Annotated in this window: 19 protein-coding genes and 1 pseudogene; 4 read left to right on the top strand and 16 right to left on the bottom strand. The window is 72.5% G+C overall.

Annotation, left to right across the window (positions count from 1 at the left end; translation table 11 throughout):
• Window positions 1–180 precede the first annotated feature (180 nt).
• On the top strand, window positions 181–603 hold the full coding sequence (locus ACZ6Q9_RS02050; protein ID WP_393453922.1) for a nitroreductase family deazaflavin-dependent oxidoreductase: 423 nt from the start codon (window positions 181–183) through the stop codon (window positions 601–603).
• A gap of 123 nt (window positions 604–726) precedes the next feature.
• On the opposite strand, the gene ACZ6Q9_RS02045 is transcribed toward ACZ6Q9_RS02050, so the two are convergent.
• Window positions 727–1,320 carry a TetR/AcrR family transcriptional regulator gene (locus ACZ6Q9_RS02045; protein ID WP_393264342.1) on the bottom strand — a complete coding sequence of 198 codons (594 nt, stop codon included), beginning with the start codon at window positions 1,318–1,320 and terminating at the stop codon, window positions 727–729.
• A 77-nt stretch (window positions 1,321–1,397) separates the two neighbouring features.
• Here ACZ6Q9_RS02045 and ACZ6Q9_RS02040 point away from each other — a divergent pair, with 77 nt between their 5' ends.
• A complete protein-coding gene (locus tag ACZ6Q9_RS02040) occupies window positions 1,398–2,390 on the top strand; it encodes an alpha/beta hydrolase (RefSeq protein ID WP_393264339.1) in 993 nt (330 codons plus the stop codon).
• 414 nt (window positions 2,391–2,804) lie between these two features.
• On the opposite strand, the gene ACZ6Q9_RS02035 is transcribed toward ACZ6Q9_RS02040, so the two are convergent.
• From ACZ6Q9_RS02035 to ACZ6Q9_RS02020, 4 genes are all read right to left on the bottom strand, one after another.
• A complete protein-coding gene (locus ACZ6Q9_RS02035; protein WP_393453931.1) occupies window positions 2,805–3,395 on the bottom strand; it encodes a DinB family protein in 591 nt (196 codons plus the stop codon).
• Between the two features lie 411 nt (window positions 3,396–3,806).
• Window positions 3,807–4,682: an alpha/beta fold hydrolase gene (locus ACZ6Q9_RS02030; protein WP_393264336.1), complete on the bottom strand. Its 876-nt coding sequence runs from the start codon at window positions 4,680–4,682 to the stop codon at window positions 3,807–3,809.
• 337 nt (window positions 4,683–5,019) lie between these two features.
• Window positions 5,020–5,904: a helix-turn-helix domain-containing protein gene (locus tag ACZ6Q9_RS02025; RefSeq protein WP_396826789.1), complete on the bottom strand. Its 885-nt coding sequence runs from the start codon at window positions 5,902–5,904 to the stop codon at window positions 5,020–5,022.
• A gap of 9 nt (window positions 5,905–5,913) precedes the next feature.
• Complete coding sequence (locus tag ACZ6Q9_RS02020; RefSeq protein ID WP_396826790.1) at window positions 5,914–6,852, bottom strand: alpha/beta fold hydrolase; 939 nt, start codon at window positions 6,850–6,852, stop codon at window positions 5,914–5,916.
• Between ACZ6Q9_RS02020 and ACZ6Q9_RS02015 the strand changes: the two are divergent.
• Window positions 6,826–6,969: pseudogene (locus ACZ6Q9_RS02015) on the top strand (IS5 family transposase); the annotation flags it as partial. The gene ACZ6Q9_RS02020 and the pseudogene ACZ6Q9_RS02015 overlap by 27 nt on opposite strands.
• A gap of 79 nt (window positions 6,970–7,048) precedes the next feature.
• Here ACZ6Q9_RS02015 and ACZ6Q9_RS02010 read toward each other — a convergent pair.
• Window positions 7,049–7,747, bottom strand: coding sequence for a winged helix-turn-helix domain-containing protein (locus ACZ6Q9_RS02010; RefSeq protein WP_396826792.1), 699 nt, complete (start codon window positions 7,745–7,747; stop codon window positions 7,049–7,051).
• 191 nt (window positions 7,748–7,938) lie between these two features.
• Between ACZ6Q9_RS02010 and ACZ6Q9_RS02005 the strand changes: the two genes are divergently transcribed.
• Window positions 7,939–12,306: a S8 family serine peptidase gene (locus ACZ6Q9_RS02005; protein ID WP_393453944.1), complete on the top strand. Its 4,368-nt coding sequence runs from the start codon at window positions 7,939–7,941 to the stop codon at window positions 12,304–12,306.
• A gap of 202 nt (window positions 12,307–12,508) precedes the next feature.
• Here the strand turns inward: ACZ6Q9_RS02005 and ACZ6Q9_RS02000 are convergent, their stop codons facing one another.
• From ACZ6Q9_RS02000 to ACZ6Q9_RS01955, 10 genes are all read right to left on the bottom strand, one after another.
• Window positions 12,509–13,021 carry a winged helix-turn-helix domain-containing protein gene (locus tag ACZ6Q9_RS02000; RefSeq protein WP_393453947.1) on the bottom strand — a complete coding sequence of 171 codons (513 nt, stop codon included), beginning with the start codon at window positions 13,019–13,021 and terminating at the stop codon, window positions 12,509–12,511.
• 657 nt (window positions 13,022–13,678) lie between these two features.
• Window positions 13,679–15,658, bottom strand: coding sequence for a bifunctional copper resistance protein CopD/cytochrome c oxidase assembly protein (locus ACZ6Q9_RS01995; protein WP_396826794.1), 1,980 nt, complete (start codon window positions 15,656–15,658; stop codon window positions 13,679–13,681).
• A 236-nt stretch (window positions 15,659–15,894) separates the two neighbouring features.
• Window positions 15,895–16,491, bottom strand: a complete 597-nt coding sequence (locus tag ACZ6Q9_RS01990; protein ID WP_393453953.1) for a copper resistance CopC family protein — start codon at window positions 16,489–16,491, stop codon at window positions 15,895–15,897.
• A 28-nt stretch (window positions 16,492–16,519) separates the two neighbouring features.
• Window positions 16,520–17,749, bottom strand: a complete 1,230-nt coding sequence (locus tag ACZ6Q9_RS01985) for a Dyp-type peroxidase (protein WP_396826796.1) — start codon at window positions 17,747–17,749, stop codon at window positions 16,520–16,522.
• Window positions 17,746–18,348 (bottom strand): copper chaperone PCu(A)C, encoded by a 603-nt coding sequence (locus ACZ6Q9_RS01980; protein ID WP_396826798.1) that lies wholly within the window; start codon window positions 18,346–18,348, stop codon window positions 17,746–17,748. Before ACZ6Q9_RS01980 ends, ACZ6Q9_RS01985 begins: the two co-directional genes overlap by 4 nt.
• Before the next feature lie 95 nt (window positions 18,349–18,443).
• Window positions 18,444–19,220, bottom strand: coding sequence for a zf-HC2 domain-containing protein (locus ACZ6Q9_RS01975; protein WP_393453962.1), 777 nt, complete (start codon window positions 19,218–19,220; stop codon window positions 18,444–18,446).
• A gap of 90 nt (window positions 19,221–19,310) precedes the next feature.
• Entirely contained in the window at window positions 19,311–19,883 is a 573-nt protein-coding gene (locus ACZ6Q9_RS01970; protein WP_393264309.1) for a sigma-70 family RNA polymerase sigma factor, read from the bottom strand.
• A gap of 294 nt (window positions 19,884–20,177) precedes the next feature.
• Entirely contained in the window at window positions 20,178–22,844 is a 2,667-nt protein-coding gene (locus ACZ6Q9_RS01965) for a DUF6493 family protein (protein WP_396826800.1), read from the bottom strand.
• On the bottom strand, window positions 22,841–24,178 hold the full coding sequence (locus tag ACZ6Q9_RS01960; protein ID WP_393264304.1) for an SWIM zinc finger family protein: 1,338 nt from the start codon (window positions 24,176–24,178) through the stop codon (window positions 22,841–22,843). The genes ACZ6Q9_RS01965 and ACZ6Q9_RS01960 overlap by 4 nt, the downstream gene beginning before the upstream one ends.
• A gap of 168 nt (window positions 24,179–24,346) precedes the next feature.
• Window positions 24,347–25,339 carry an RICIN domain-containing protein gene (locus ACZ6Q9_RS01955; protein WP_393453968.1) on the bottom strand — a complete coding sequence of 331 codons (993 nt, stop codon included), beginning with the start codon at window positions 25,337–25,339 and terminating at the stop codon, window positions 24,347–24,349.
• Between the last annotated feature and the right edge of the window lie 239 nt (window positions 25,340–25,578).

The raw sequence follows: 25,578 nt of genomic DNA, 5'->3' as shown, positions 1-25,578 counted from the left end.
CGACAGCCCGGGCGCCTGGACCGAGCCTCGCCAGACACCGGTCATAGGGCAAGTGAACAAGCAGTCGCGACCGAACGCGCCGTGCGGGCGCGGAGCCTCGGGCGAGCTGTCGTACGCGCGGTCGCGTCAGTCAAGCGCGCGATGTATCGGGGAGGACGGCCGAACGGGCTCATGCGGCTGATGAACCAGCTCGATGTCCTGGTGTACGAGGGCTCGGTGGTTGTCGCCGCGCCACGCTGCCGTGCTGAAGGTGCTGGGGCATCACAGCGGCAACGTCACCTCGCTTCCGGTCGCGTCACGGCCTACCGCCGTGCCGAATACCTCGTGTCGATGCTCGGGCCGGATGCGAACTGGGTGCGGAACGTCCAGGCGGCGGGCGGTAGGGCCGCGCTCCGCCGTCGGGGTCGCGAGACCCCGATCCTGATCGAGGAGATCGCGTCCGAGCGTCGCGCCGAGATCCTGCGCCGCTACCTCGCCGCCGCGCCTGGCGCACGGGCGCACCTGGGGCTGGGGCCGGCAGCCCCCTTGCCGGAGTCCCGCCGGATCGCGCCTCGTCACCCCGTGTTCCGAATCCGTGAATGCCCCGTTCGTGCCCCCACGTGAGAGGTGGACGAGTGAGCGACAGCGCCTCGCGGCCTCGTCGCCTGTCAGCCGGTCGAGCGCGGCCTACGCCTGCTCGGTCCACAGGCGCGGTCGGCGGCCGGCGTCTCCTTTCCGGTGCCGCCGTCAGTCGACGGCAGGTCTGGGCCGACCGCCGTCGTCGGCAAAGTGCGGCAGGACCATCTCGACCAGTGCCGCGACGTCAGCGTCGGTCATCGGCTCGCCGGTCATGCCCATCCGGTGGAGCAGGGTCCCGACGACGACGTCGATGAGGAGCAGGACCCGGTTCTCCGGCTCGCCGAGGGCTTCCTGGAGCGCGAGCCGGTACGGCTCCTGCAGCCGCGCGGACAGGATCTCGCGCAGGGTCGGATCGCTGACGGCGTCACTGAACACGCCGGCGAACGCGTCGCCCACCCCGGGCTCGCCGATCTTCGCCGCGATCCAATGGATGGCCGAGGAAACGAGCTGAGCTCGACTGCCGCTCGCCACCGGCACCGGGCCGAACGCGTCGAGGAGGCAGTCCACGACCAGCGCGCCCTTGGACGGCCAGCGACGGTAGATCGTCGTCTTCGCGACGCCGGCCGTGGCGGCGATGCGGTCGACGGTGGCGCGCGCGTAGCCCAGCTCGTGGACGGTGCTCAGCGTCGCGGTGAAGACGGCGGCGTTGACGCCGGTGCGCGGACGGCCGGGCGGCCTGGCGGATGTGGTCCCAGGGGTCATGTTGACACGGTAGCCGATTACGCTACCTTAGGTATCGATACTCTCGGTATCGAAACCACAAAGTGTCGAGGAGAACCATGAGCGAGGTCACCGCGGAGCGGGCGCCGCTGGGCATCCGGCTGATGCAGGCCCTGGGCAAGGAGCCGGACTGGTCGGCGATGACGGCCGAGGAACTGGTGGTGCTGCGGGAGGCGGTGAACCGTAAGCGGTCGTCCCGCCTGGCGCGGCTGATCACCGGGTTCCCGGACCGCGGCGTCACGATCCAGTGGCAGGAGGTCGCACTTCCCGGACGCAGGCTCCGCGTCCGGACGTACCGGCCGTCGCCCGGGCGCGAGGGCGAAGGCGCCGCCCGGGCCGGCCTGCCACTCGTGCTCCATGTTCACGGAGGCGGATTCGTGGGCACGGCGGTGCAGAGCGACTGGGTGAACAGCCACCTCGCCGCGCGGCTACCCGGGCTCGTCGTGTCGGTCGAGCATCGGCTCCTCGATCCTCAGACTCCGCTGCAGGCGGCCGTCGACGACGGCTGGGACGTGCTTCTGCACGTGGTACAGCACGCCGCGCAGTGGGGCATCGACCCGGCCCGGATCGCCGTCTTCGGCGAGAGCACCGGCTCGATGGTCACCGCCCTGGCCGCGATACGGGCCAAGAAGTCCGGCCCGCTCCTGCGGGCACAGGTGCTGGTCAACCCGGCCGTTGACCTCACCGCGGCGGGGTTCGAGCACGCTTCGATGCACGAACACGCCAACAGCCCGACCCTCACCATGCCGCAGATGCGGCTGTTCCAGCGGCTCGCCGTGCCGCCGGGAACGGATCCTCGCGCGTTGTCGCCGCTGTATGCCGACGACCTGAGCGGGCTGGCCCCCGCGCTCGTCGTGGTGCCGACCCTGGATCCGGTGGCCGATCACGGCCGCCGTTACGCCGAACGACTGCGGGCGGCCGGGACCGCCGCACGGCTCACCGAGTACCCCGGAGCCACGCACGCGTTCCTCAGCATGCCGGGCGTGGTACCCCAGGCCAAGGCCGCACGAGCGGAGATCACCGAGTTCCTCCGCGGGGGCCTCACCGGGTGATCGCCTCGGCCGGCCGGTTTCTGTTCCACGTCACCGCCGCCATGGCCCACATGGCCCGGGCGATCGACACAACCGGCTGGCCGACCCGGGGTACGGCCATCGGCGCGACCGCCGGCCTGGTCGTGAGGAGAGATCGATGAAGACGGGAGAACGATGAACGCCTCGGACCTTGCCCCGGTGGGGGAGCGGTCTGCCCCACCACCAATGAGGGACGCCGAGCCCGCGGCGGAACAGACCGTGACGCGGCTGCTGCGTCCGCACCTCTGGAGTTTCGCCGCCAGCTTGTCGGCTCCGCTGAGCCGCCGTGGCGGATGGGTTGGTGGTCCGCTCCTTGTCGCGCTGGCCAGCCGTGGCGTCCTCACCCGCCGAAGAGCGGATGCTGAAGTCACCGACTGCACCGACGGGACCGGGCGGCTATCCGAAGCGGTCAGCCAGCTTCGTCAGCCTGGTGACGTACGCCGGCCAGTCATAGTCGTGAGGGATGTTGGTGTTCTCCCGCCGCAGGCCGATCGCCGTGTCGTGCTGCTCGCGCATGATGTCGGCGTGACCGGCGTGACGAGCGAGGTCGCAGGTTACGTGGACGATGATTTTTTGAAGCGTCACGTCCTGTCCACCTGGCCGCCACCACGACACCCGCCCCGGCGCGTCGAGCGGTAGCTGTTCGATCGTCTGATCCGCGAACACCCCGACACGGCGATACAGATCGATCAGCCCATCCTTCGTCTCCTCCTCCCGCGCGTACCAGTCTGCCTGCGGGTCCTCCTCGAACGCCTGCATGGGGACCAGTTCCTCAGGCGTCGGGAATTCGCGCCCGAAGGTAGGCCCGAAGTAGCCGGCTTCGACATTGAGGCAATGCTTGACGACTCCCAGCAGGTTGTTGCCGGTCGCGGTGCGGGGCAGTCTGGCCTCGCGTTCGCTCAGCCCGTCGAGCTTCCAGATCAGGTCTTCGCGAGCCGCCTGCAGGTAGTGGTGTAGCGCAGCCTTCGCATCGCCCAAGTCAGCCATGCCCGCCAGTGTTCCGTATGCGCCGGGCATCGTGCGAGGTGTCGCCTGCGAGATCAGCGCTCGGCTGGAGCGGTCGGGCATCCTCGTCCGTAGCCGCCGAGTGGGCGCTACGTACGGTCGCCAGGCGGGCGGCGCCACCCGCTCGTGCCGATGACAGCGCGTTCGATCCTGGCATGGGAGCTACTGCTGGCTGGCGTACGCAGTCGATCTCTCCGACCTGGGTCTGGTTGTTGGGGCCGAGGCTGGCTTCGGCGACCTCCGCAGCGAGTGGCTGGCGGTCCGGCGGCCCGCGCGGGACCGGGCCGTGGCTCAGATGGGGATCGACGAACCGATCAGCGGAACGCCGCTCTCGTCACGCGCGCCGACCGACAGGGAGAGCGCGTCCTGGCCCCTGCCCCTGCCAAAGCAAGCTCAAGCGTGGTCGAGCACGAACGCCCGCATGAGCTTGGCGCACTCGGCCGCGTGCGTCTCCAACAAGAAGTGCCCGCCGTCGTAGATGTGCGCATCCATGCGATCGAGGGCGCGGTGGTAGGCGAGGACCTCGTCAACGTCGAAGTACGGGTCGCGCCGTCCCCACAGCACGAGCGCCGGCGGCTGGTGAGCCCGGTGGTACTCGGCGATCTCACCGAAACGCGCGACGTGGCTGGCGTAGTCACTGAACAGCGCGAACTGCGCGTCGAGGTTGCCGGGGCGGCTCATGCGCTCCCAGTCGAGGTGCCACGACTCGGGAGAGTGCAGCGTGCGCAGGTACTCGGGCAGCCCGGCGAGGTACTGGTCACGGGTGCCGGCGAAGTTCAACCAGTCCGGCAGTTCGGCGCGCCTGGCGTCGGTCGGGTCGGCCCAGTACGCCTTGGCGCTGTCCCACTGCTCGCCGAGGCCGTCCTCGTGCGCGTTGCCACTCTGGACAACAAGGCCGCGGATGCGATTCGGGGCGCGAGTGGCCAGGTGGTATCCCACCGCTGCGCCGAAGTCGTGCAGGTAGACGAAGAAGCGCTCGACCCCAAGCTGGTCGAGTAGGTTCTCGATCGTCCGTGAGAGGTTCTCGAAGGTGTAGTCGTACTTGTCGAGGGTTGGCGACGAGGACATGCCGAAGCCGGGAAGATCAGGCGCGATCACGTACGCGACGTCGGCCAGCGTCGGCATGACCTCCCGAAATGTGTGCGACGAGCTCGGAAACCCGTGCAGCAGCAGTACCGTCGACCGGCCGGGACGCCCGGCCTCGCGAAAAAACACCTCCAGACCGTTGACGTCAGCCTGTCGATGGCGGACCTTCTGGATCGCCTGCATTGCGTCCTCCTCCCTCTACGTCCACGCCGCCGTGATCGGATGGGCCAGCCAGTACGCCGTCGACCAGATCACTCACCAGCCCATCGTGCCGGAACTCGAACCCGTACCGCCCGACTCGCTTCGACACCCCGCATCCGGATCTGCCGCCGTCCGCGTGCTGACTGATCAAGAGCGGTCGCGGTCGGTAGGTGGCCTGAGTCGAGGGGGCATCCTGAACTGCCGATGGAAGTGCGCTGTGCGGTCGCTGTTGCAGCGGCCGTGGACGGAAACTGCCCTGACACGGCGTGTTTCTCAATCCGCGCGTCGTGGGGAAGCCAGATCGTGGTGGGCAGGTTGTTCAACGATGCTCGGGGATGCGTTCGCCATCCGTCATCGGGCTCGAGGTTGGCGATGAAGCCGGCCACGCAACGTCGTCAATCGCGAGCCACGGCGCGGCGGCCACGGCCGTGGGCGTAAGCCCGGCAAACGCCCTGACCTCACGGTGAAGGTGGGACTGGTCGACGTAGCCGCTCTCGATGGCAACGCTGGCGGGGGAGTGGCCCGCCGCGAGAAGGTGGGCGGCGTGGTCGAACCGAACCAGTTGGGCGGCGCGCTTGGGTGTGATGCCGAGTTGGGACCGGAAGCGGGACCACAGGCGCTTGCGGCTCCAGCCGACCTCGTCCGCCAGGCCATCGACCCGCACTCGCCCCCGGCTGGTGAGCGTCCGCCGCCAGGTGTAGGCGACTTCCGGATCGATCGGTGGGCGGGCGCCGAGCCGTCGGCCGAGGATTTCCACCGCGATCGTGAACCGTTCGTCCCACGAGGCGGCGGCGCGCAGCCTGCGCTCGGCTCGCACGGCGTCGTGGCCCCAGACATCGTCGAGGGACACGACTGTCCCGCTGAACTCGGTCGATGTGCCGAGCACCGCTGCCGCCACGGACGGCTCCAGCCGGATCTGGAGGCACTCGCCGACCCCCCGGCCAGTTGCCCGAAGATCGCCGGGGAGAAGCCCGATGACGACGCTACCGCGCTCGTGCCGGCCAGGGGTGTCGTAGACGAGGCCTTCTCCCTCGCTCAGATCGACGAGCAGGGTTACGGATGGGTGTGCCACCATGGCGATGTCCACGGGTGTGGGGACACGTTGGCGGAACCCGGCCATGCTGATCCCCGGCAGTCGACCTGACAGGCGCGGCACTGCAACCTCCAGCGACGCCCAGTCGGGTTGTGTCCCGGTCGACAGCACGTGACCAGCCTATGCCTGAGGGATCACGGGCGGGGTTGGTGTCGCCGTGAAGCCCAGCAGCAGTTCGCTGGTCGCCTCGGGCGCCTCGAACATGGGGATGTGCCCGACGCCGGGCAGCAGTTCGACCCGCGCGGTCGGCGCCGCGTCGTACTGGTGCGCCGACGACGGGTCCCAGCGGGGATCGGCGGCGCCGAAGATCACCAGCACAGGGACCTCGAGGGCGGCGAGACGCTCGGGCACGCTCCGCTCGGCGATGTACTCGGTGTTGCGGCGCAGCACCGTCCTGAACACGCGGTAGGTGATGCCCTTGAGATCGGCGATCGCGTCGTCCGGGATGTCCACCGGCCGTGCGGTTGTAGCCCTGATCCCCTTGCCGATCATTGCGTCCGAACGCCTCGACCAGACGACCGGGCCGAAAATCGGGCCCAGCAGGACCCGAAGGATGGCCGGCTGTGGGAGGAGCGCCTCGGGACTCGGGCCGGTGCTGACCAGGGCGAGCGACCGCACCAGGCTGGGGCGCTGTTCGGCAAGCGCGGTGGCGACGTAGCCGCCGCTGGAGTGCCCGACCACGGCGACGTGCCGAAGGCCGAGGTCGTCGAGCAGCGCCGCCACCCTGCCCGCCTGCGCGGGCACGTCGTACGACAGCGCGGGCGGGGACTGGCCACAGCCGGGGAGATCGACCCGGATGACGTGATGGTTGGCGGCGAGTGTCGGGATCATCGGGCTCCAGGAAGCGCCCGAGGCTCCCGATCCGTGGATGAGCAGCAACGGCGGCGCCTGCAGCGGGCCGTCGTGGACCACGTGCATCCCATGCGAGTGCTCAACGTCGTACTGACTCATGCGGGGGATGATGCATGGGCTGCCGGCTATCAGTCTTGGACAAATGTCGTCGTGGAAGGGGCCGGGGCCGACCCTGAGCTGCTCGCCATCGTGCTGACCGCCGGACACCGCGGCGACAGTCCGCGGTTCATCCCGGTCCTGGACGCCATCCGTGTCCCACGGCCGACGACCGGACGCCCGAGAACTCGCCCCGGCCGGGTCCTGGCCGACACGGCGTACGCGTCGGACCCGCACCTCATTACCCCACCTCGCGCCGGGCTGCAGGTGATGGACCACGATGCGGGCTGCCCAAGTCAGGCAGGCATCAGGAACCGCTGACCCGCGGCTGCTGGTGGTCGGTCAGCCGGAACCCGACGCCGCGTACCGCGTCGATGGTCACGCCGGTGCCGAGCCCGGCGAGCTTGCGCCGCAGCCGCTTCACCAGCGACTGCACGTCGGCCCTGCGCTCCAGCCCCTCGTCACGCCAGACCGTCCGGTGCAACTCGGCGTAGCTCCACACCCGGATCGGCTCGGTGGTCAGGCTGATCAGCAGGTCGTGCTCAAGCCGCGTCAGGCCGACCTCGCGATCCCGGCAGCGAGCGGTCGACCGGGCCGAGTCGATCAGCAGCATGCCGTCGGCCGCCTCGGGCGCGGCGGCAGGGGCCGGCCCGGACGACGCCGGGGGGAGCCGCTGCGGGGCCGCGATCAGCCTGCGCAGCTCGTCGAGATCGGAGACCAGCAGCAGCGGTGCGACGCCCTCGAGGCGCTCCGCGAGTCGGATCCGCTCGGCCCGCGACGGTGCCACCGCGATCACCAGCGGAAATTGTTCCTCGGCCGGATCGCGCCCGTCCGACGCCGTGCCTTCGTCGTGTGCCCCCACAGCACCCACCCCGAAACGATGGGCAAGTTTCTGCCCAGCCTCGTCATGATCGTGACAAAAATTGGCAAGCTTCCCGACGGCTGGCCAACTGTTAGTGACAGATTGCTTACGGCAAGTTCTTGATCGTCCTTTCATGTCGATCATAGTGTCCAGACGGGCAGCCGGCGTGACCCGCGCGGTTGCCTGGGGGCCATGGAGGGTGCGTTCCGCTTCGTCCACTTGGGGAGGCGTGTTCCCCGCACCCTCCACCATGGCTCGTTCCACTCTGGGTCGTTCTGGAGGAGGCGCCACCTATGTTCAGACGTCCATTCACGAGACGCACAGCCAGATCCCTGGTGAGTGCCGGCGCGGCCTTGGTCCTCGCCGCGACAGGCCTGGCCGCATTCGGTTCCGGCGCACAGGCCGCGCTGGCCGGGGCAGGAGCAGCCTCCGCAGACGGCAAGATCCGGCCGGAGCTCAGCAAGCAGCTCCAGGGCAAGACCGAAGGGGACTTCTGGATCCGCTTCAAGGACCGGGCGGACCTGAACCAGGCCGCAGCGATCAAGGACTGGGACAAGCGCGGCGCCGCGGTCGTGGCGGCGTTGAAGAAAACCGCCGCCGAGAGCCAGACCAAGATCCGTGCCGAGCTCGACGGCGCGGGCGCGAAGTACGAGACCTTCTGGGCCACCAACGCGATCAAGGTCAGCGGCGGCTCGCTGGCGATGGCGGAGAGCATTGCCTCCCACGCGGAGGTCGAGGGCCTGTACGCCCCGGTCGCCTACCAGGTGCCCGAGGTCACCAAGGGCACCGACGAGAAGACGGTCAACGCCCTCGAGTGGGGCATCGCCAACATCAACGCCGACGACGTCTGGTCCCAGTACGGCGTCAAGGGCGCCGGCATCACGGTGGCGAACATCGACACCGGGGTCCAGTTCGACCACCCGGCGCTGGTGAACTCCTACCGCGGCAACAACGGCGACGGCACGTTCGACCACAACTACAACTGGTACAACGCCGCCGGGACCTGCGCCGCGGCGCCCTGTGACAGCAACGGCCACGGGACCCACACCATGGGCACGATGGCCGGCTCCGCGGGCGCGAACCAGATCGGCGTGGCACCCGAGGTCAAGTGGATCGCCGCGAACGGCTGCTGCCCCAGCGACGCCGCGCTGGTCAACTCCGGCCAGTGGATGCTCGAGCCGACCGACCTCAACGGCCAGAACCCGGACGTCAGCAAGCGGCCGAACATCATCAACAACTCGTGGGGGACCACGAGCCCCTCCAACGAACCGTTCATGGAGGACGTGACGCTGGCCTGGACCGCGTCGGGCATCTTCGGTGTCTGGTCCAACGGCAACAACGGGTCGGCGTGCCAGACCAGCGGCTCCCCGGGCAGCCTGGTCAGCAACTACTCGGCCGGCGCCTACGACATCAACAACAACATCGCCGGTTTCTCGTCGCGTGGCGTAGGCCAGAACGGCGAGATCAAACCCAACATCGCGGCGCCGGGCGTGAACGTCCGGTCGAGCGTTCCGGGCGGCAGCTACGCCAGCTACAACGGCACCTCGATGGCCGCCCCGCACCTCGCGGGCGCGATCGCGCTGTTGTGGTCCGCGGCACCGGCGCTGGTCGGCGAGGTCAACCCGACCCGCGCGCTGCTGGACAACGCGGCGGTCGACAAGGCCGACACCCAGTGCGGTGGCACCACCGACGACAACAACGTGTACGGCGAGGGTCGGCTGGACGCGCTCGCGCTGCTCAACGCGGCCCCGATCGGCGACACCGGCACCCTGGCCGGCACGGTCACGGACGCGACCACCGGCGACCCGATCGCGGGCGCCAAGGTGGCCCTGACGGGCGCGGCGGACCGCGAGCTGACCACCGCCGCCAACGGGACGTACTCGTCGCTGCTCCCGGTCGGTGACTACCAGGTCGCCGTGACGGCGTTCGGCTACCAGGGCAAGACGACGCCGGCGACCGTCACCCGCGACGCGACCACGACGATCAACGTCGCGTTGACGGCGGTGCCCAGCGTCACCGTCAGCGGCTCGGTCACCGACGGGTCGGGCCACGGCTGGCCGCTCTACGCCAAGGTGACCGTCGAGGGTCCGTCCGGTGTGTCCGACTACACCACGCCCGTCAACGGCCGATACAGCATCAAGCTCCCGGCCTCGGCCACGTACAACCTCAAGGTCGAGTCGCAGTACCCGGGCTACCAGGCCGTCACCAAGGAGGTCGTGGTCGGCGGCGGCAACGTCACCGCCAACGTCGCCGTGCCGGTGGAGACCAACTCGTGCACCACGGCGCCCGGCTACCGGTTCGGCTCCGACGGCGAGTACGAGACGTTCGACGGCGCCACCGTGCCGGCTGGCTGGTCCGTGGTGGACCACGCGAACACCGGTCAGGTCTGGAAGTTCACCGACGAGGGCGGCCGCCGCAACCTGACCGGCGGCACCGGCAACTTCGCGATCGTCGACAGTGACGAGTACGGCTCCGGTGGGCGGCAGGACACGTCGCTCGTCAGCCCGGTCGTCGACCTGACCGACGTCGCGGCTCCGGTGATCCGGTTCAACCAGGACTACAACTGGTTGGGCAGCGACCGCGCCGATGTCGACCTCAGCGTCGACGGCGGCACCACCTGGACGAACGTGCTCCGGCAGGCAGCCGACGTCCGCGGGCCGCGGGTGACCGAGGTTCCGATCCCGCAGGCCGCCGGCCAGGCGCAGACCCGGGTCCGGTTCCACTACTACGACGCCTCGTACGAGTGGTGGTGGCAGGTCGACAACGTGCTGATCGGCAGCCAGGTCGTCTGCGAGCCGACCAACGGTGGCCTGGTGCTCGGCCACGTCCGTGACAAGAACACCAACGGCTACGTCAACGGTGCCACCGTCACCAGCGACGAGCGGCCGGCGGAGAAGGCCACCACCGTGGCGACGCCGGACGACGCCGGGCTGGCCGACGGCTTCTACTGGCTGTTCTCGTCGCTGACGGGCAACCACAAGTTCACCGCGAAGGCCGGCAACTACGTCAGCCAGAGCAAGCAGGTCGACGTCCAGGAGGACTGGGCGACCGCCGCGAACTTCCAGCTGGCGGCCGGCCGCCTGTCGGTCACGCCGGCTGCGGTGAGCGGAACGGTCCAGATGCCGACCGGCAAGGTCAACAAGCCGTTCACGGTGACCAACACCGGCGGGGCCCCGGTCGACGTGGAGTTCAGCGAGCGCGACGGCGGGTTCACCCTTCTGCGTGCCGACGGCTCCCGGATCAGCAAGCAGCAGGTGCTCGGCTCCACCGGCGCGCCGGAGCAGCGGCTCACCGCCCCGACGTCGTTCGCCGCGGCGGCGACGGGCAAGGCGGCGACGGCGGCCTCGGCTGCGGTCGGGCCGCAGGCCGCGCCCTGGACCGACATCGCCGACTACCCGGCGAACGTGATGGACAACCGGGTGGTGAACCTGGACGGCAAGGTGTACTCGATCGCCGGCACCAACGGGTCGGCGTCCACGACGAAGAACTTCGTCTACGACCCGATCGCGCAGATCTGGACGCCGATCGCGGATCTTCCCGGCGCCCGCAACGCCATGACGGTGGGCGTCGTGGACGGGAAGATCGTCGCGACCGGTGGCTGGGCGGCGTCCGGCCCGGACGGCACCACCTGGTCGTACGACCCGGCGGCCAACACCTGGACGGAGAAGGCCGACAACCCCGCGCCGCGCTCCGCGGCCGGGCAGGCGGTCGTCGGCGGCAAGCTGTACGCCATCGGTGGCTGCACCACGTCGTCCTGCACGCCGATGTCGAACGACGTGGTCCGGTACGACCCGGGCAGCGACAGCTGGGAGACGCTGCCCGACTACCCGAAGTCGGTGGCCTTCGCCTCCTGCGGCGGGGTCGACGGCGTCGTCTACTGCACCGGTGGCAACGACGGCTCCGCCGTGCTGAAGTCCAGCTACGCCTTCGACCCGGGGGCCAACACCTGGACCGCGATCGCCGACGCGCCGGTCGACAGTTGGGCCAGCTCGTTCGCTGTCGCCAGCGGCAAGCTCCTGGTCGTCGGCGGTGTGCAGGGCGGGGCCATCACGAACGCCGGCTTCGCCTACGACCCGGCCACCGACTCGTGGTCCAACCTGCCGAACGCCAACACGCCGCGGTACCGCGGTGCCGCGGCGTGCGGCTTCTACAAGGTCGGTGGCTCCTCCGGCAGCTTCAACGCCACGCCCGACAGCGAGGCGCTGCCCGGGTTCGAGGAGTGCGCCGAGGGCGGCGCCGACGTCAGCTGGATGACGATCGACAAGACGGCGGTCACGCTGGCGCCGGGCGAGCAGGTCACGGTCACCGTCGGGATGACGGCGAACGTCGACCAGCCGGGCACCTACTCCGGTTCGGTCGCCATCAAGGAGAACACGCCGTACACGGTGGAGCCGGTGGCCGTGACGATGAACGTGAAGCCGCCGACCACCTGGGGCAAGTTGATGGGTACGGTCACCGGGACGAGCTGCCAGGGTGCCAGCTCGCCGCTTGCCGGTGCCGTCGTCCAGATCGACTCGTGGGCGATGTCCTGGACGTTCGCCACCGACGCCGAGGGCAAGTACGCCTACTGGATGGACCGTCGGAACAACCCCATGACGATGATCGTCGCCAAGGACGGCTGGAAGCCCCAGACCCGTCAGACGAGGATCAACACCACCACCCCGACGGTGGAGGACTTCGCTCTGTCCCCCATCCGTTGTTGACAGTTGACCGCTAGCTGACAGTCCGGCCCGCCTGGTCATCGACCAGGCGGGCCGGATCAGTTTCGAGGGCGGCGGGCGGTGCGGCGTTCGAAGGCACAGGATTGCGCGTCCGAGGGCTGCTGGCGGTGCGCGTTCCGAGGGTGCGAGCGGTGCGTGGTGTCGCCCGGCAGCGTCTCCGGGCTCGCTCGGCGGCGGATCGTGGTCAGGCCGGGGCGAGGCGGAAGCCGACCCCGCGGACGGCGTGGATCGTCGCCGAGGCGTTCAGCCCGGCCAGCTTGCGCCGCACCCTCCGCACGACCGAATGCATGTCGGAGCCGCGGCCGAGGTGCTCGTTGCCCCAGACCTTGAGGTGCAGCCGCTCGTACGTCCAGACCTGCCCGGGCGCTCCCACCAGGCACAGCAGGAGATCGTGCTCCAGGCGGGTCAGCTCGATCTCGCGGTCCCGCCAGCGCAGCACCCGTCGGTCGGAATCGACGCTGAGGTCGGGTGGTGGCGCAGTGGTGCCGCCGGCGGCCGCCGTGACCACGGTCTGGACGGCTGGGGCCGCTGCCCCCGGCGGCGGGGTCTCCACCACGTCGAGGAACTCCCGTGCCTGGTCGACGCTCGAGACGATCAGAAACGCCTCCGTCCCGCCGAGCAGTCGCGCGAGCTGCCGGCGCTCGGCCGGCGAGGAAGCGATTCCGATGACCAAGGACACGGCCGGGATCCTCCTCATGCCCCACCCCTTCCGGCTCCCCACCCGTTCCGGGACAGTTGCTATACGACGCCGATCAATCGGTTTGTGACCCTGACAGGATGTCATCCTGCCTCGGCCAAAGACGGTTACATTTTGGCATCCATAAATGGGTTGACTTCCCGGTCCGGACGGAAGCGGCGAGGCCTTTGGTGGTGGGTTGACCGATCTTTCGGACATGGGCGCTCCGCCGGCGACCGGGCGAGGGCTCCCGACGCCTGCGTACCGGCCGCCGTGTCCAGCCCGCTGGTCGTTGCGGGACGCGGGCGGACGGCTCGGGCGTCGCGGCGGCCGACGTCTCGTATGCGGCGTGGTCGTTGTCCGCTTCAGCCGACACCCTGCTGAAACACACGTATGCTAATTACGGTCACGGGCCGACGGTATTTCGGCACGGGTCCATGTCGCGTCGCCCGACGCATCGGCCTGAATTGCTTGGCGGACAATTCCGGTATCGCAATGACACTGCCGCGCTCGACATGCGTGGGCGGGCAGGATGACCATGCCAGGGCTGGAACGGGCCTCCGGGCTGCCCCGCCCGGCGGGTGGCGGTGCCGCCGGGGTCAGCCGCTGAGCGGGGCGTACATCATGACCGCCACCCCGACGAGGCAGATGGCGACACCGTACCGGCCGCCTGCCCGGTCACGGACGCGCGGGGTCGCGGCCGTCCTGCGGGCCGGTGTCGGCACGCCGGGCGGCGGCGAGGAAGGCGTTGTACCGGGCGAGGTCGTCCTCCTCGCCGGTGGCCTCGGCCCGGTCGGCCGCCCGGTCGAGCCGGCCCTGCTCGCGCTGGTCGGCGCGGATCCACTGGCGCACCAGCACGATCATGACGAACGCGGCCGGTATCTCCCCGAAGGCCCAGGCGATCCCCGCGCCCAGCCTCTGGTCGTCGATCATGGAGGACGCCCACGCGGGGTGGACGGCGGAGTACCAGTCCGGGGCGATGACGGTGGTGCTCTGCATCAGGACGAGGCCGAAGAAGCCGTGGGCCATCATCGCGGCCAGGTGGAGGATCACCAGCAGGGGAGGGGCGAGCCTCGGCCGGCCGGGGTCGACCCCGATGAGCACCCAGAACAGCAGGTACCCGGCGGCCACGTAGTGGACGAGCATGGCCAGGTGGCCGACGTGGGACCGCATCAGCGTGCCCAGCAGGTCGCTGAAGTACAGGCCGAAGAGGCTGCCGGCGTAGATGCCCAACGCGACCACGGGATGGGTGAGCAGCTTCGCCGGTCGGCTGTGCAGCGCCATCAGCAGCCACTCCCGGGCGCCGCGGACCTGCGGGTCCGTGGGCCGGCGCAGGGTGCGGAGGGCGAGGGTGACCGGGGCGCCGCCGACGAGCAGGATCGGCACCAGCATCGACAGCACCATGTGCTGCACCATGTGGGCGCTGAACAGCACGTACGCGTAGCGGGCCACGCCCAGGTCGGTGATCGCGGCCAGCAGCAGCATGCCGGCCAACCAGCTCGCGGTGCGGGCGACCGGCCAGCGGTGCCCGGCCCGGTGCAGCCGCCACACGCCGGCCAGGTAGCCGCCGACCCCGGCGACGGTGAGGGTCAGGAAGAACATGTCCGGCAGCGGCTGGCCCGCCAGGAGTGCCGGGGTCGGCGCGGCGGGCATCGGAAAGCCGAGCAGCTCGGTGATCGGATCGGCGTCGAGCGGGTCCCCGGACACCGGTGCGGGGCTGCGGGACAACGCCACCGACAGCCCGACGGTGGCGGCGAACACGACCAGCTCGCCGGCGGCCAGCCGACGGAACGCGCCGGGGCGGCCCGCGTGCAGGGCCGGCAGGGTCCGCGACCGGTGCAGGGCGCCGAGGACGCCCAGGATCGCCAGCGTGACGAGCTTGCCGAGGACCAACCAGCCGTAGCGGGACTGCCACAGCTCCGCCAGGGAGCCGAGGCGCACGGCGGCGTTGGCCGCCCCGCTCACGGCGACGGCCGCGAAGCAGCCCAGGGCGAGGCGGCTGTACCGGCCGGCGGTGTCGGCGAGCTGCCGGCTGCGACGGATCATCAGCAGCGCCGCCAGCCCGCCGACCCACAGCGCGGCGGCCAGCACGTGCAGGGCGAGGCTGGTCACCGCGACCTGGTGGTTGCCCGCCCCGGCGGCGTGCCCGGTGAACGCCGGCGGCAGCACCGCGACCAGGGCGACCAACGCCACCACGGCGGCGAGCCCGCGTGACACCCCCGCCCGGGCCAGCACCGCCGCCGTCAGGGCGAGCCCCGCCTGCAGCAGCAGCGCCTGGCCCTGGGAGATCGAGGAGGCGAAGGTGACCACGGTGGCGAGGCTGAGCCCGTCCACGGGGACGCCGAGCAGGTCCGAGACCGTCAGCACGATCAGCGTGGACGCGGCCACGGCCCAGCCCGCGGCCGCCGCGCCGGCGCGGCGCAGCAGCAGCCAGCCGTGCGGGGACACGCTCGGACCGTCGCCGGGCAGCAGGAACGCGGCCGTCACCACCATCCCCACCGTCAGGGTGGCGAGGCCGTCGGCGAGCAGCCGAACCACGGGCAGCGCCCACGCCGTGACCGGCCCGGGATCGGGCAGGCCGGGGATCGCGGCGGTGAGCGCGCCGCCGGCGCGCAGGCCGAGCAGGAGCACGGCCACCGCCGACGCCACGGTTGCCACCGGCACGAGCCACCCGCCGCGACCGCTGGCCGCCGGACCTACCCCGCGGGTGGTCGCCCCTGCGGTGGGGCCGGCATCCGCCGCCGCGCGCCCGGCGTCCGGGACGGGGGCCGGGTGGGACTTGGTGTCTGGCACGTCGCTTCCCTTGCTGGTGGGGAGGGCGGTGGTCGCCCGGTCGGGCTGCCCGGCGGGGCCGCCGCGACAAGGCGTCGACCTTTCCGGTCGGCTGGGCCTCGTCAGGCGCCGGCGCGGCGACGACGCCACAGCATGGCGGCACCGCCGATGACGGCGGCCAGGACGCCGGCGGCCACCACCAGCGTCGCGGTGCCCGGCCCCCCGCCGGAGCCGCCCGCCGAGGCGGCGGGGCCGGCCGACGGGGTGGACGGGCCGGCGGCCGGTGGGGCGCTGCTCGCCGCGGTCACCTGCGGGCTGGCGCTCGCCGAGGGGTCCGCGACGGTGAACCGGTACGAACCCTGCACGGGGTGCCCGTCGGCGGAGACGACCCGGTAGGCGACGGTGTAGGTGCCGTTGGCCAGCGGGCGGTCGATCGTCACCGTCCCCGTCGTTCCGGTGACGACGGGCTCGCCGGTGGCGACCTTCGTTCGGGCGGCGTCGGTCAGTGCGATGGTGGTGAAGGCCGGATCGAGCTTCTGCATGAACGTCAGCCTGACCTGGGTCGGCGCCGTGGCCAGCTGGGCCTCCTTGGCGGGGCTGGCGGACTGCAGCGTGTTGTGCGCGGCGGCGGGAGCGGCCGGCACGAGCAGTAGCGCGGCGGCGGCCAGCGCGGCGGTGACGAGACCGGCTGCGGTCGGGCGGCGGAATCGGGTGGGCATCTCTGGTGCTTCTCCTGGTGGGTGGTGGTCAGCCGAGCAGTTGTTGGCCGATCCAGCCGCCGTCGGGGCAGCCGGGCGGGACGGCGAAGACGGCGGAGCCGATCGGGGTGGTCCACTCGTTGAGCAGGTCCCGTTCGGCGAGGCGCCGCTGGATGGGGAGGAACTGGCGGGCGATGTCGGCCTGGTAGGAGGCGAAGATCAATCCGCTGTCGGCGGTGCCGTCGGCGGTGGGTACCCCGTCGTAGTTGTACGGGCGGCGCAGGATCTTCAGCCGGTCCTCGCCGACGTGGGCGCGGGTCAGGTGGGAGAAGTCGGGGATGACGGCGAGCCCGTCGGGGCCGGTGGCGGCGAAGTCGGGCACGTCGTGTTCGGCGGCTCCGGTCAACGGGGCGCCGGTGTCGAGGCGGCGGCCGACGGCGAGTTCCCGGTCGGCGCGGCCGAGCAGGTCCCAGGTCTCCAGGTTCATGCTGATCCGGCGGACGACCAGGGTGCTGCTGTCGCGCAGCCACGCCGGCCCGTCGGGCACCCACACCGCGGTCTCCAGCGGCCCACCCGGCCTGGGGTTGGCGGTGCCGTCGAGTTGGCCGAAGAGGTTGCGCTGGGTACGCCCGCCGGGTTCGACGCCGGCGCCGCGCCGGAAGCCCTGCTGCACCCACCGGACGGCGGCGAACGGCCGGCTGTCCTTGACCAGGACCCGTTGGGCGTGGGCGACGGTGACCGGGTCGTCGGCGCAGATCTGCAGCAGCAGGTCCCCGCCCGACCAGCGGGGCTGGAGCCGGTCGACGCGGAACGAGGGCAGCGCCGCCACCGACGCCGGCCGCCGGTCCGCCAGGCCGGCGGCGGCGTAGAGGCCGGGGCCGAAGCCGAAGGTGACGGTCAGCCGGGCGGGCAGCAGCCCGAGTTCCGGCTCGGTGTCGGCCAGCGCGGGACGCCCCTGGGTGAGGCGGGCCGCGTCGTCGGTGAGCAGCCGCAACATCCGGCCCAGCGCCGCCCGGTCGGTGCCGGGCCTCAGGGTGAACGCCACGAACGACGCGTGTGCCTGCGGCTCGGTGGCGACGCCAGCCTGCCGGGGCCCGTGGAACGGCTCGACCGCACCACCGACCTCGGCCACGGGCAGTGCCTCGACGGGCCGTACTCCCGGGTCCGAACGGGTGGCGGCGCCGGCGGCGGCGCCGGCCAGGGTGCCTCCGGCGGCCAGGGCGCCGCCGGCGAGCAGGCCGCGCCTGCTTACCGGGCGGGCGGTGGGCACTCCGGTCACGACGCCGGGCCGGTGGTCGTCGCGGGCCTGCCGCTCGTGTCGGGCGCGGGTTCGCCGTGGCCGGGGGCGTAGCTCTCCTGCGCACCGGTGAACGGCTTGGCCACCGCGGTGAACGTCTGGGTCCGGCCGTCGGCGAAGGTCAGCGTGAAGCTCACCTGGTCGCCGGCCCGCACCGGCCGTTTGAGGTCCATCAGCATCAGGTGGTCGCCGCCGGGCTCCAGCACGTGCGTGCTCCTGGCCTTGACCACGATGCCGCCCTGCTTGGCCCGCATGACCATCTGGCCGTCCCGCATGGCCATCTCGTGCAGTTCCATCGCCGACACGTCGCTGGCGGCGCCGGTGATCGTGACGTCGGTGTCGCCGTCGTTGACCAGGCTGCCGAACGCCGCGGTCATTCCCGTGTCGGCTGCCTTGACCCACGGGTCGCGGACGCCGAGCACACCCGCCGCGCTCGCCGTGGCCGACGGTGACGGGCTGGGCGCGCCGGCCGACGAGCCGTCGGACGAGCCGCAGCCGACCGTTCCGCCGAGCAGGAGGGCGACGCAGGCGAGGAGTGCGGCCGGGCGGCGACGCGAGCCGGCGAGCATGGTGTGGAGCATCCGGGCAGGTCCCTTCGAACGATGACGCGACGTTCGGTTGGTCGGCTCGGTAGTCGGAAAAGTTCCGACCGGGAGCCGATCCTGTCCGAAATTGATCAGGCCGCCCGGCGGTCGGGGACGCGGGCGGAACCGGGGTACGGCGGCAGCAGCCGTAGCCCCGGCGACTCGGGCTGCTCCTCGGCGGGCAGGTGCCAGCGAGGCTCGTCGGTGCGGTTGCGCCGCACCGGGCCGTCGGGGCGCAGCCCGGGGCGGGACAGCGCGACGACGAGCACGTAGCCCACGAGCAGGAAACCGTGGCTGACCAGCCGGGTGGTGTCCACCCGCCCCGTCGCCAGGTCGTTGACCGACAGCAGCACCAGCATGCCGACGAACGCGCTCAACATCGGCACCAGCCCCGTCGGGGGAGTGCGCCGGGCCGCGACGAAGAGGAACCCGGCGCCGACCGCGACGTTCCAGGCCGCCGACTCGTGCCACAGATGCCCCGCCGCCAGCCCGTCGGCTGCCGGATGCACGTGTGGGCCGGCGACGCCCCGCCCGATCTGCGCCAGGCCCAAGACCAGCTGCAGCGCCCCGATCAGCCCCAGCACCGCCCGCAGGCTGACCACGGCCCGCCCCCGCAGGCTGAGCACGGCCCGCCCCCGCCGCCGGTGCGGCGGCACCTCGGGCAGTGCGTCGAGGACGACGTCCGTGAGGTCGTCACCGGCGGCCATGATCGACAGCCGCGCCCGCCGGGTCACCGCCGCGGCCTGGTCGTACCACGTCCGGCAGCCGCCGCACCCGGCCAGGTGCGCCTCGGCCGCCGTCCGCTCGGCCGGGGACTCCTCCCCGTCCAGCTGCGCCGACAGCACCTCACGCCACTGCTCACACCCCATGCACGGGTAGTCGTTCCGATGCGGCCGTCGGTTCCCGACGTTTTTTCGCCGGCCGCCGCCGCGGCCCTGCTCAACCGGGGTGCGGCCCGCTCAGCCGGCCGCGTTCCCGCCCGGCCGCGCGGCCGTCGACCGGCCGCCGCCGTCCATGGCGGCCACGAGGTCCTCCCGGGCCCGGGCCACCCGGGAGCGGATCGTGCCGACGGGGCAACCGCAGACCTCCGCCGCCTCGGCGTAGGACAGGCCGAGCACCTGGGTGGCGACGAACGCCTCACGCCGGTCCGCCGGCAGCGCCGTGATCAGCTGCTCCAGCACCACCTGCCGATCGAACGCGCTCCGCGACGCGTCAGCGGTGTCATGCCCGTCGGTCAGCGGCACGGTCCGCGGACGGGACGTGGCGCTCCGGATGTGGTCGACGGCGACCCGGCGGGCGATCGCGAGCAGCCACGTCCGCGCCGACGACCGCCCGGCGAACGACCGCAACGACCGCACCGCCCGCAGGAAGGTCTCCTGCGCGAGGTCGTCCGCCTCCGTGGGGGAGACCAGCACGGCGAGGAAGCGCCGGACCTGCTGCTGCGTCGCCCGGACGAACCGGGCGGCGGCGTCCCGGTCACCCCGGCCGGCGGCCAGCGCCCACGCGGTGATCTCCGCGTCGTCGTCGGCCATCCGGCACCTCCCGTCAGCCCACCGGAGGAGGACGGACACCCCCACGGCGGTCACGACAAGTCGTAGTAGTAACCGGACGGTACCGTATCGCGGGCGACGCGACGTATCTCTCCCTGCGGTTGTTCGCCGGACCGGATCGGTTGACCGCCTCCCCGCGGTCGAGGGACGTCGGCATGCCGACGCCGCTGCGCGGCCCGGGCACGGCGACCGCGTCGGATCATCGGCCTGGCGCCGCACGACGGCCACCGCTGGATGGTCCGGCGGATCGCAGACCCGCCGGACCATCGACAGGTGTCAGGCCGTGGTGAGCGCCCGGTGCAGGCGTCGGGCCTCGGTGACCAGGCGGGACGACCCGCCCTGGCCGGCGACCTCGCCCAGGCCGGGCACCTCGATCCGGACACCGGTCGCGGTGGCCGTCTCCGTCGCCAGGGTCAGCAGGTCGGGCAGGCCGCGCGGCGGCCTGGGTGCGGCGAGGACCGCCGGCAACGCGGCGGCGACCAGCCGCCACACGGTCAGCGGCGCCCCGGCCAGGGCGGCGTCCCGCAGCGGCTCCACCACCCGGGTCAGCTTCACCAACTGCCTGGCGACCAGCCGGCCGAGCTGCTCACCCGCCCCACCGGCGTCGAACTGCCCCGCCCCGGCGAGCCCGAGCAGGGCGTCCAGGGCGGCGACCCGGTCCGCGCCGTGCCGGGCCCCGAGACCGTAGGCCAGGGCGAGGTCGAGGGCCACCCCGCCGGTGCCGCTGCTCTCGGCGAGTAGCGGCAGCACCACGGCGCCGTCGCGCTGGTCCATGTCCGCCGCCCCGGCCACCAACGGGAGGGTGTACGCGGCGACCACCCCCCGGTGCCCCGGCAGGATCGACGGCCACATTTTCATCCAGCCGGAGTACTCGACCCCGATCGGTGCCGGGTCGGCGGTCAGCAGGCCGTACCGGTCCTCGTACCCGTCGGGCGGGCGCAGCTCGACCAGGATCCGCTCCGGCGCCAGCTGGTCGAACTCCCAGTCGTAGCCGGCCTTGCGGGGTCGCCGGGTGACGGTTGTGGCCCGCATGACCGGCTGCGGCAGTCCGCCGCCGCGCAGCCAGGCGGCGAGCCGCTCCCCGGCCGGCGTGCCCAGCGCCGCCGCCTTGTTCGCCACCGCGTCGTCGGCGTCGGCGGGCAGGCGCAGCAGGGCCTGGGTCAGGTCCCAGTACCAGGGCGTCCGGTCGCCCCACGCCGCGAGCCGTTCCACCAGCGCCAGCGGGTCGAGCAGGCCGTTGGCGGAGGTGGGGGCGGCCAGCAGACCGGGCTGCCCCGGCTCGTCGACGTGCGCGCCGATCTCGGCGAGCCGGGCCCGCAGTAGCCGGTGCGGCGGGGGCACCCGGGGATCGGTGGTGGCCAGCTCCGGCGCCGACGGCGTCCGGTCGGTCCGGCGGACGGCGGCCAGCAGCGCCGCCCACCGGCTGCGGCGCCGGGGCTGCTGCTCGGTGGAGCCAGCGGTGAGGAGCACGTCGACCAGCACCTGGCAGAGGCAGAGCGGGTCGTAGCGGTGCTCGTTGCCCCACGACCAGTGGCGGCGGTCGACGACGGGGGCGAGGGCGGCGTGCACCCGTGGACCCTCGGTCGTGGTGACCCGGACCAGCCCGTCGAGGATCCGGTCCAGCGGTGCGCCGTGCGACGGCGTGCCGAGCAGGGCGGCGACCTCCTCGGCCAGCTCGTCCACGTGGGTGATCGGGTCGGGCGCCGGCGCGGGCGGCGCGGGCGGGGGAAGGTCGTCCCCGCGCGGCCGGCTGACCGCCGGGCCGGTCCCGACCGTCGCCGGGTCGTGACCGTGCCGGGCGGCCAGCGTGCTCGCCCGGTCGCGCAGCTCGACGGCGGGATGCCCGAGCGCCACCCCGATCACCTCGGCGACCTCCACCGCCCGGTCCCGGTGTTGCCGGGCCAACCGGTCCAGCCAGGCCAGTTGCGCCCGTACGAGCGTCTTGTCCGGCCGCAGCAGCACCTCACGCGAGGCGTCGAGCACCGCCTCGATCTCCAGGTCGGGCAGATCCCGCAACGCCTTCTGCGCCATCGTGGCGACCGGCGCCGGCGCGTCGGTGAGCAGGCGGAGGTAGTCGGTGGCCCGGGCGGCGACCTCGGCGGTGGTCGGGGTCAGCTCGTGGAGCAGGGTGGTGAAGGCGCGCAGCGCCGCCGCCCGGTCGCCGCGCAGCAGCCGGCCGAGCGAGCCGTCGATGAGCATCGTCCGGTCGACGACCCCCTCGGCGGCGAGCCGCGCCAGCGCGGTCGGCAGGACGTGCCGCTCCCGCTCCTCCCAGGTCGTGGCGACCTCGTCGAACATCATCCGCGAGCCGAGACCGTCCACCTCGAACAGGCGGGGCAGCATGGCGGCCAGGAACGGGTCGCTGCGCAACCGGTCCACCAGGGGAGTCGGCGGCCCGGAGCGGCGTCGGTCCGGCAGCTCCACCGCCCCCAGCCACAGCTCCACGAACCGGTCGTCGGTCGGCGGGGCGACCCCCTCCGCCCGTAGGAGCGCGGCGACGAACCGCCACCGCTCGACCCACGTCTGCTGGTTGACCTTCGCGGCCAGCCGGTGCGCCAGGTCGCCCAGCCAGGTGATGCCGCGCTCCTCGGCGACGCCGGACAGCAGGGCGGCGGCCCGCTCGCCGTCCGGGTTGACCGAGTTGCGGGCGAGGATCGCCGCCGCCTGTGCCGCGCTGGGCAGGCAGCCCACCACGGCGACCGCCAGGGCGGTGCCCGATCCGACCGGCCACCAGGTCGACCGGTTCCGCTCCTTGAACCAGGCGGTCAGCTCGACGCCGATCTCCCTGCGGCGCTGCTCGGGCAGGCCGGCCAGGGCGTCCGCGACCAGCGTGGCGGAGCCGTTCTGGACCAGGTCGAACAAATCGCTGGTCCCGCCGGCGGCCAGCTCCCGGCGCCGCCGTACGGTGCTCTTCATCAGCAGCGTCTGCTGGGCCCGGCTCACACCCGCTCCTCGACCTGGTCGGTGGTCAGCATCCGGGCGGCCAGCGCGTGCCGGCACGGTCCCCGCTGCCCCCGGTGCTTCGCCCACCATGGGCAGGTGCAGGTGAACCCGCCGTCCGGCAGCCGGCGGACCCGGTACACCTGGTCGCCGCTGCGGATCGTGGCGGACGTCCCGTCCCACTCGACCGCCCCGGCGTCGAGCAGTGCCCGCGCGCCGACCAGACGCGGATTGTCCCGCTCCGCCCGGCCCGCGTCGTACGGCATCACCCGGTGGAAGTACGCGGCCTCGGAGACGTCGTATCCGACCCGCCCGGCGGTGCCGAGCTGCGCCAGCGCGCCCCGGACCCGTGCCGCGTCGATCCCGGCCTCCGCCGCCAGCCGATCCACGTCGATGGCCGGGTCCCAGGAGAGTAGGGCGGCGACCAGGTCGGCGTCGTCGACGACCTCGTCCCCGGCCAGCGCGGTGAGCGCCGCGCCTTCGCCGGAGAACCCGCGGTACGGCTCGGGGGAGAGGGTCAGGGAGAGGCGCAGCGCGCCCGTGTCCAGCTCCCAGGTGCTCGGCACGGGTGCCGACCCGGCCGCGACGGTCGGCCCGTACACCCGCAGGGTCCGGGCGAACCGCAGCATCGGGCGCAGGGCGGCCAGCCGGCTCGCCCCGGCCAGGCAGACCGCGCCGGGCACGGGCCGGGAGGTCAGCCGCAGCGAGCGCCCGGCCGGCACCACCCAGAGCACCGACCGGTCGGCGGTCGTGGGCAGCCGGCGCAGGAACGCCGCCGCCTCGGCCGCCGGGACCTCCGCCCGGGGCTCGAACCTCGCGGCCAGCACCTGCACCTCGGCGAAGCCGCGCAGCCACCGCACCGGCAGCGGGACCTTCTTCTCCACCACCGCGCCGTCCATGGTGGAGACGGTCAGGTCCTCCGGGCCGACCGACAGGTGCAGCGGGTCGAGGCCGCCGACCCGGGCCAGGGCCTCCCGCAGCGGGTTGTTGACGTCGACGTTGGTGGTGCCGTGCTCCACCACGTCGCCGTCCAGGCCGTCGGGCAGGGCGTCGAGGCGGGCGTAGACCCCGCAGCAGCCGGAGAAGGACTCGAACCGGAGCCGGTCCCGACTGCCGGTCACCACGGGGTCGAGGCTCGCCGGGCTGACCGGCCGGTGGTACCGGGTCCGGGCCACCTCCGCGACCGCCAGCAGGCCGACGGCCGCCGCGTGCGGGGTGGTGAGGAAGCCGGTGAAGAACCGCGGGTTCGGCGCGGGCCCCCCACTCGTCTGCAGGGCGAGTCCATCCTGTCCCAACGCGGAGGACCCCAGATACCGGTACGTCTGCACTGCGTTCACGTCCGCGGACAGTAGAGGACCCCACCGACAGGAACCAGGCTCGTTTCCCGTCGGCTGCGATCCGGACCCGTGCGGCCTCCCGCGCGGTGGCGGCCACCTGTCCGGGGCGTGGCCTCCGGACCGGGTAGGCGGGCCAAGGAGCGCTGGACGTGCGACGCCCGGCCCTTGTCAGGACGCCGGGGTCAGCTCGATGAGGAACTCCTGGTGGGCCTCGCCGGTGCACGGCCCCTGCATCGCCTCCGCGCCGATGGGCGTGCGGGCGTCGTCCCGGATGCCGACGCACAGCCCGCTGGCCGCCGGCCGCAGCCGGTAGCCACCCGGGACCGGCGCGTCGACCCGCTCGACGGCGAACAGTTGTTCCTTCCTGCTGGCGCTGCAGTCCGTCCAGGGTTCGAGCATGTCCTGGACCGGTGGTGACTTCAGGACGGTGAGGCAGCCGATGCCGAACTGAGGATGATCCCACTGGATGTGGACGAGGTTGTCCCGGACGGGTTCGATGCGGGTGCGGGGCAGGTCGGGTTTGTCGCAAGGCTGCAGGGTCGCGACCGAGCTCGGGTACCGGCCGGTGTGCTCGCGCCCTTCCGAGAGGCACAAGGTGGGCGAGCCGACCGGATGGATCTGTGCCCACGCTCCCCCTTCGGGCAGGTCCAGGCTGCCGGAGACGACGGGCCGCTCCGGCTGACGGTCTGGCTGGTCACGCTGGTCCATCGCCCACACCGCAAGCGGGATCGCCAGGCCGGTGGCAGCCAGCAGGGCGAAGGCAGGGCGCAGCCATGGCCACCTGCGTCGGACCGGTGGGGCGTCACCCGGATCGGGTGCGTCCGGGACGTCACCCGGATCGGGTGCGTCCGGGGGCGGTGCCGTGGGCTCGGTCGCGGTGCCCAGTCGATCCCGTGCCCGCAGCCAGACGTCCACTTCCTCCTGGTCGCCTCCGCAGGCGCGGACGAACGCGGCGAGGACCTCGGCGCGCGGTAGCGCCGGCCGGCGCAGGACGTCGGCGATGGTGCTGCGCGGCAGCGCTTCGCCGCCCGCGACGGCCCGTTGTTCGAGCTGCCGGTACGTGCACCCGGACCGCTGCTTGAGCCGTGCCATGAGCGCGACGAGTTCAGCGACGGTGGCAGCCTCATCCGGTCGTTCGTCCCCCGTAGCCCCGGCCGACATGGCCCACAGGCTATCGCCACAACTCGATCGGCGGGGGCCGGGTTCGGGCGGTGAGCTGTCCGGACAGGTCCGAGGCACCGCGCTGACCAGGCCGGACATGTCGGCCGTGACCGGGACAGGCGACTGTCCTTGCCGGACACACCCGGTCCCCCCGAGGCTGACGGGACCTCCCCGTCGCGGCAGGAGCGCGCGGCGGCGGAGGCCCCGGCAGACCGCTCCCGGTCCGGCCGGTCCGGGCA

Source organism: Micromonospora sp. NPDC049139, assembly GCF_055586845.1.
Note: the sequence above shows the minus strand (reverse complement) of the source record. Positions and strands in the feature narration are given on the sequence as shown.